The 5,609-nt window shown below is 75.4% G+C and carries 6 protein-coding genes; 3 read left to right on the top strand and 3 right to left on the bottom strand.

Annotation, left to right across the window (positions count from 1 at the left end; translation table 11 throughout):
- Positions 1-1,037: hypothetical protein (locus tag DZF91_RS40535; protein WP_158588073.1), on the top strand; the 1,037-nt coding region annotated here is incomplete at its 5' end.
- 27 nt (positions 1,038-1,064) lie between these two features.
- Here the strand turns inward: DZF91_RS40535 and mtnA are convergent.
- Together mtnA and DZF91_RS29035 are read right to left on the bottom strand one after the other, a co-directional pair.
- Complete coding sequence (gene mtnA / locus DZF91_RS29040) at positions 1,065-2,114, bottom strand: S-methyl-5-thioribose-1-phosphate isomerase (protein WP_117360306.1); 1,050 nt, start codon at positions 2,112-2,114, stop codon at positions 1,065-1,067.
- A 4-nt stretch (positions 2,115-2,118) separates the two neighbouring features.
- Positions 2,119-2,643 (bottom strand): CGNR zinc finger domain-containing protein, encoded by a 525-nt coding sequence (locus DZF91_RS29035; protein ID WP_117360305.1) that lies wholly within the window; start codon positions 2,641-2,643, stop codon positions 2,119-2,121.
- A gap of 28 nt (positions 2,644-2,671) precedes the next feature.
- Here DZF91_RS29035 and DZF91_RS29030 point away from each other — a divergent pair, with 28 nt between their 5' ends.
- Complete coding sequence (locus DZF91_RS29030; protein WP_117360304.1) at positions 2,672-3,886, top strand: MFS transporter; 1,215 nt, start codon at positions 2,672-2,674, stop codon at positions 3,884-3,886.
- On the opposite strand, the gene DZF91_RS29025 is transcribed toward DZF91_RS29030, so the two are convergent.
- On the bottom strand, positions 3,795-4,754 hold the full coding sequence (locus DZF91_RS29025; RefSeq protein ID WP_117360303.1) for a D-2-hydroxyacid dehydrogenase family protein: 960 nt from the start codon (positions 4,752-4,754) through the stop codon (positions 3,795-3,797). The two genes, DZF91_RS29030 and DZF91_RS29025, sit on opposite strands and share 92 nt — an antisense overlap.
- Before the next feature lie 105 nt (positions 4,755-4,859).
- Between DZF91_RS29025 and DZF91_RS29020 the strand changes: the two genes are divergently transcribed.
- A partial coding sequence (locus tag DZF91_RS29020; protein ID WP_199486961.1) for a hypothetical protein occupies positions 4,860-5,609 on the top strand: 750 nt, incomplete at its 3' end.

The raw sequence follows: 5,609 nt of genomic DNA, 5'->3' as shown, positions 1-5,609 counted from the left end.
GGACCGCCACGCGTGCCAAGCACGCCCGCGCCGAGCACGCGCGTGCCGGGCACGGGCGCGCCGCCGCGCCCTGGCGGCCCGCCTGGTCCGCCCTCGGGCCGCGCAACACGGTCCTGGCCAGCGACTTCGCGCCGGTCAGCGTCCTGCTGGCAACACACCTGAAGACCGCCGCGAAAGCGCCCCGCACCAAGAGCGTCCACGCGTGGGTCACGGGGCCGGGCGGCTGGAAGCGGGATCTCGCGCTGAAGCTGTGGAGCGGGCACTCCCGCACGGACGGCACCTGGTCGAACCGGCTGTCCCTGCCGCCGGAGGCACCCGCCGGGAACTACAGCGTCGGCTTCCTCGCCACCAACAGCCGGGGGCAGCGGGCCTGGCGCGGCTCGGCCGCCTCCTTCAGCGTCAGCAAGACCAGCCACGTGCCGCTCGACGTCTCCCCGACCGGACCTCTCCAGATGACCTCCAGCGGACGTGAGGTCGTCGCGAAACTCTTCCGGCCCGCCCACACGTCCAGCGCGTACGCGACGTTCACCGGTCCCGACGGCAGGATCCTGAACGCCGGGTTCAGCCTGGTCTCCGGCAACGTGGACTACGGCATGTGGCAGGCGACCCTGCAGATGCCCGCCTCGGCCGCGCCGGGGACGTGGCGCATCAGCACCTCGTACGCGACCGCGCCCGGCAGCGTCTGGAACGCCGGGCCCGCGACCGCCGTCGCGCTCCGGCAGACGTCCGCGTTCACCGTGACGGCCAGGCCCACCAGGATTCGGCGCGGCAGTCCGGTGGTGCTGTCGGGGCGGCTCACCGGACGCCTGCCGAACGGCGCGTACGGCGGGCTCGCCAGGCGCAGGCTGCAGCTGATGTTCCGGTGGAACGCCGGCGGCGCGGGTCCGCAGCGGATCAACGGCGTCACCACCGACGCCAAGGGCAGGTTCCGCGTCTCCGGATACGCGGCGCGCAACGGCTGGATGTGGCTGACCTGGGCCGGAGACCCCCTCTACCAGGCCGGAACGAGCCGCACCTTCTGGATCACCATCAAGTGACGCGGCACGAACGGCGAGGGAGCGCGGCTACCGGCCGCGCTCCCTCTTCTCTGCGGCCTCCTCAGCAGGGGTGCGGCCCCGGGCGGGTTCCAGGACGCCGGTCTCGGTGATCAGAGCCGTGACCAAGCGGGCGGGGGTCACGTCGAAGGCGGGGTTGTGCGCGCGGGCGCCGGGGGGCGCCACCGGCGTGCCCCCGTTGGCGAGGATCTCGGCGGGCGCACGCTGCTCGATGGGGATGCGGGCGCCGTCCGGGGTGGCCAGGTCGACGGTGCTCCAGGGCGCGGCCACCAGGAACGGGATTCCGGCGGCGGCGCAGGCCAGGGCCACGGCCAGGGTGCCGACCTTGTTGGCGGTGTCGCCGTTCGCGGCCACGCGGTCGGCTCCCACGATCGCGGCGTCCACATGGCCGCCGAGGATGGTCCCGGCCGCGGCGCCGTCCGGCTGGACGTAGTAGGGGACGCCCATCTGCTCCAGCTCCCAGGCCGTCAGGCGGGAGCCCTGGAGGAGCGGACGGGTCTCGTCCGCGTAGACCGTCTCGACGCGGTCGCGGGCGTGCAGCTCGCGGACGACGCCCAGGGCCGTGCCCCACCCGGCCGTGGCCAGCGCGCCGGCGTTGCAGTGCGTCAGCAGGCGCAGCGGCCGGTCGCCCGTCCGGGCGGTCAGCCAGGCCGCGCCGTGGCGGCCGATCGCACGGTTGCCCCGGACGTCCTCGTCGAGGAAGGCCAGAGCTTCGGCCAGGACGGCGTCGGCCCCCTCGTCCACCAGCGGACGGACCCGGTCGACTCCGGCCGCCAGGTTGACCGCCGTGGGACGGGCCTCCCGGATGCGGGCGATCGCCGCGTCCCGGGTCGTGGCGTCCCAGCTCTCGCGGTCGGCCTGGCGCAGGGCGACGACGACGCCGAGCGCTCCGGCCACCCCGAGGGCGGGCGCGCCGCGCACGACGAGCCGCTTGATCGCGTCCACGAGGTCGTCCACGTCGGCGACGTCCCGGTACTCCAGGCGCGCGGGCAGGAGCGTCTGGTCGATCAGCCGGAGGGAGTCGCCGGTCCACGCGATCGGGGCGATGTCTGGAGTCATGTGCTCATTTTTGCGCGCGCCTGTGAGCCGCGACACGTTCGCGGCTTCCGCAGCGCGCGGAGCAGTAGCGGCGGGGCGCTCCCCGGCCGGTCATGGCGAACGGCCTACCGCAGGTGGGAGACGCGCACAGGCCGCCCGGGACGGACTTGCGCTCGGCGAGGACGACCGCCAGCGCCAGCGCGGACGTCGCGGCGAACCACTCGGCCCAGGACGCCTCGTCGCCGCGGTCCGCGTGGAGGTGCCAGGCGGTGCCGTCGTGGGCGCTGAGCCTGGGCGGGGCGGCGTATTCGGTGAGCAGTCCGTTGAGGAGCCCGGCCGCCGTTCCGACGTCGGGCGCCGCGAAGACGTCCCAGAGCCGGTCGGCGACGGCCCGCAGAGCGGTCACGTCGTCGTCGGTGATCCGCGGCAGGGTCGGCTCCCCGTGCGCGTGCAGGAGCGCGGCGACGGCCGCGGCGTCGGCGCCGTCCAGTCGCAGCGCGCCGGTCAGGGCGGCGGCCCGGTCGGCGGTGTCCGATGGCCGGTTGATCATCGTCCCCTCACTATGTTACGCCTTTAATATGATAAACCGTTACGGCGGCGCGGCGGCCTACTTCGCCGGAGCGCTGAGCGCCCGGACGGCCGACGAGATGTCGGCTCCGGCGCTCCTGCTGCTCGGCATGACCGTACTCGGGCCGGACCGTCCGGCCTCCCTGCTGTTCGCCGCGCTCACCGCGGCGTCCGCGGTGGGCGGCCCGCTGCTCGGCGCGCTGATGGACCGCTCCCCCCATCCCGGCCGGCTGCTGGCCCTGGCCCTGGCCGCCTACGCGGCGGGCCTGGCGCTGGTGACCGCCGTCCTGGGGCACCTGGCGGTGGCGATCGCCGTGGCCCTCGTCACCGGGCTCCTCGCGCCGTCGCTGTCGGGCGCCTGGACGCCGCGCCTCGCCGACGTGCTGCCGGAACGCCACTTGGGGCGCGGGCATTCGCTCGACGCCGCGACCTACAACGTGGCCTCGCTGGCCGGGCCCGCCGCCGCCGGCCTCATCGCGGGGATCGACGCGTACTGGGCGATGGCCGTGACCATCGGGCTGCTGCTGCTGGCCGTCCCGGCGGCCCTCGCGCTCCCCCGGCAGGAGCCGCGCCCGTCCGCCAAGCTCACCTCGGACCTCAAGGCGGGCTTCGCCGCCATCGTCCGCGCGCCGGGGCTGCGGCGGATCACGGCGGCGTCCATGATCGCCTTCGCGGGCATCGGGATGCTGGTCGTCTCCTGTCCGCCGCTGGGCGAGCAGCGGCTCGGCGGCGCGGGACACGGGGGGCTCCTGCTGTCGCTGCTGGCCGCAGGCGCGATGGCGACCACCGCGGTCACCGCGCGCTGGCCGCCGCGGGGCCGGCCGGAGACGGTGTTCGCCGTCGCGGGCACGGGCGTCGCCGCCGGGCTCTGCCTGCTCACCGCGGCGCCGAACGCGGCGGTGCTGCTGGCGGCGGCGGTCCTCACCGGAGCCGGCGAGGGTCCCCAGCTGGCGGCGGTGTTCGACATCCGGCACCGGGACGCGCCGCCCCGCCTGCGCGGCCAGGTGTTCACCACCGGGGCGAGCCTCAAGATCACGGCCGGGGCGGTGGGAGCGGCGCTGGGAGGCGCCCTGCCCCTCGCCCTCGCCCTCGTCCTCGCCGCGACCGCCCAGCTGCTCGCGGCGGCCCTGCTCCTCAGTTCAGGACGCGGACGGGCTCGCCGGCGAGAAACGCCTCGATGTCCTCCAGCGCCCCGGCGAAGTAGCCCCGATAGTTGTCCTGGGTGACATAGCCGAGGTGCGGCGTGGCGAGCAGGTTCGGCAGCGTCCGGTACTCGTGGTGCTCCGGAAGCGGCTCGATGTCGTAGACGTCCACTCCCGCGCCCGCGATGCGCCCCTCGCGCAGGGCGTCGGCGAGCGCGTCCTGGTCCACCACGGACGCGCGGGAGGTGTTGATCAGGTAGGCGGACGGGCGCATCCGCCGCAGCTCGTCCGCCCCGAGCAGCCCGCGCGTGCGCTCGCCGCCCTTCACGTGGACGGTCACGAAGTCGCTGGTCTCCAGCAGGTCGTCCAGCGCGGGCAGGCGACGCGCCCCGGCCTCGGCGGCCCGCTCGTCGGTGAGGGCGGGGCTCCAGGCGACCACGTCCATCCCGAACGCGGCGCCGACCCGCGCCACCCGGGAGCCGATCTTCCCCAGGCCGATCACCCCGAGGCGCCGTCCGTGCAGGTCGGTGCCGATCGTCTGCTGCCACGGGCCGCCGGTGCGCAGCGCCGCGTTCTCCGGGACCACGTGCCGGGCCAGGCCGAGCAGCAGCGCCCACGTCAGCTCGGCGGTGGGGTGGGAGGCGCTGGGCGTCCCGCAGACGGTCACCCCCTGCCGGGCGGCGGCGTCGAGGTCGATCGAGGCGTTCCGCATCCCGCTGGTGACCAGGAGCCGCAGGTTCGGGAGCCGCGCGAGCAGCTCCTCCCGGAAGGGGGTGCGCTCGCGCATCGCCACCACGATCCCGCAGTCGCCGATCCGCTCGGCGAGGCGTTCGGGGTTGGGCTCGTGGCCGCGCAGGAACCGGACATCGACCCGTGACCCGACCCGCGACCAGTCGGCCAGGGACTCCGCAACGCCCTGGAAATCGTCGATGACGGCACATTTTATCTTCATTTCGACCACTCTAGTCCGCCCCCTCGGAACACTCGCTGACCTGGGGTAACTTGACAATGGTCGAACTCGTGTTCGAGATTGGCGGAAGCAAGGAGGGGAGGCGGCGTGGCGGACGGGTCGGCGGCCCCGAGCCTGCCGCCGCATGCCCTCCCGCGGGACACGCTCGTGCGCGCGGGCGGGCCGCGGGTGCCGGTGCTGCCCGCGCTGCGGACGCTGCTTCCCGGCGGCCTCCGACCCGGTTCGGTCGTCGGACTGGACGGTGCGGGAGCGGCGTCCCTCGGCGTCGCGCTGGTCGCCGGAGCGTCGGCCGAAGCCTCTGTCGGATCCGGCGGAGCTCCTGTCGGCTCGGCCGAAGGCACGGGTGTCCACCTGAACGGCGCGGCAGGCGACGCGGCGGCGGACGGGGGGACGAACGGGTGGTGCGCGGTCGTCGGCATGCCCGAGTTCGGGGTGCTCGCCGCGTGCGGCATGGGCGCCGACCCGCGCCGCCTGCTGCTGGTGGACGATCCGGCGGAGCGCTGGCCCGACGTGGTCGCGGCGCTGGTCGAAGCCGTGAGCCTGGTGCTGGTCAGGCCGCCCGAGCGGCCCGCGCCCCCGGTCGTCCGCCGCCTGACCGCCCTCGCGCGCAAGCACGGAAGCGTCCTCACCCTCACGGGTCCCGCCATGGCGGCGTGGCCCGGGGTCAGGCTGCGGCTCGCCGTCACCGAGTCCCACTGGGAGGGCCTGGGGGACGGCCACGGCGTGCTGGGCGGTCGCCGCGCGCTCGTCGTCGCCCAGGGCCATGACGCGCCGGGGGCCGGACGCCGCGAGTGGCTGTGGCTGCCCGACGCCGCCGGACGCGTCGCGCCGGCCGAG

The sequence above is a fragment of the Actinomadura logoneensis genome, from assembly GCF_003428695.1.
Taxonomy (GTDB): Bacteria; Actinomycetota; Actinomycetes; order Streptosporangiales; family Streptosporangiaceae; genus Spirillospora; species Spirillospora logoneensis.
Note: the sequence above shows the minus strand (reverse complement) of the source record. Positions and strands in the feature narration are given on the sequence as shown.

Bases quoted from the DNA above. Each gene is read 5' to 3' on its own strand.
- DZF91_RS29030 (WP_117360304.1), top strand. From the start codon at position 2,672: ATGATAAACCGTTACGGCGGCGCGGCGGCCTACTTCGCCGGAGCGCTG.
- DZF91_RS29025 (WP_117360303.1), bottom strand. From the start codon at position 4,754: ATGAAGATAAAATGTGCCGTCATCGACGATTTCCAGGGCGTTGCGGAG.
- DZF91_RS29035 (WP_117360305.1), bottom strand. From the start codon at position 2,643: ATGATCAACCGGCCATCGGACACCGCCGACCGGGCCGCCGCCCTGACC.
- mtnA (WP_117360306.1), bottom strand. From the start codon at position 2,114: ATGACTCCAGACATCGCCCCGATCGCGTGGACCGGCGACTCCCTCCGG.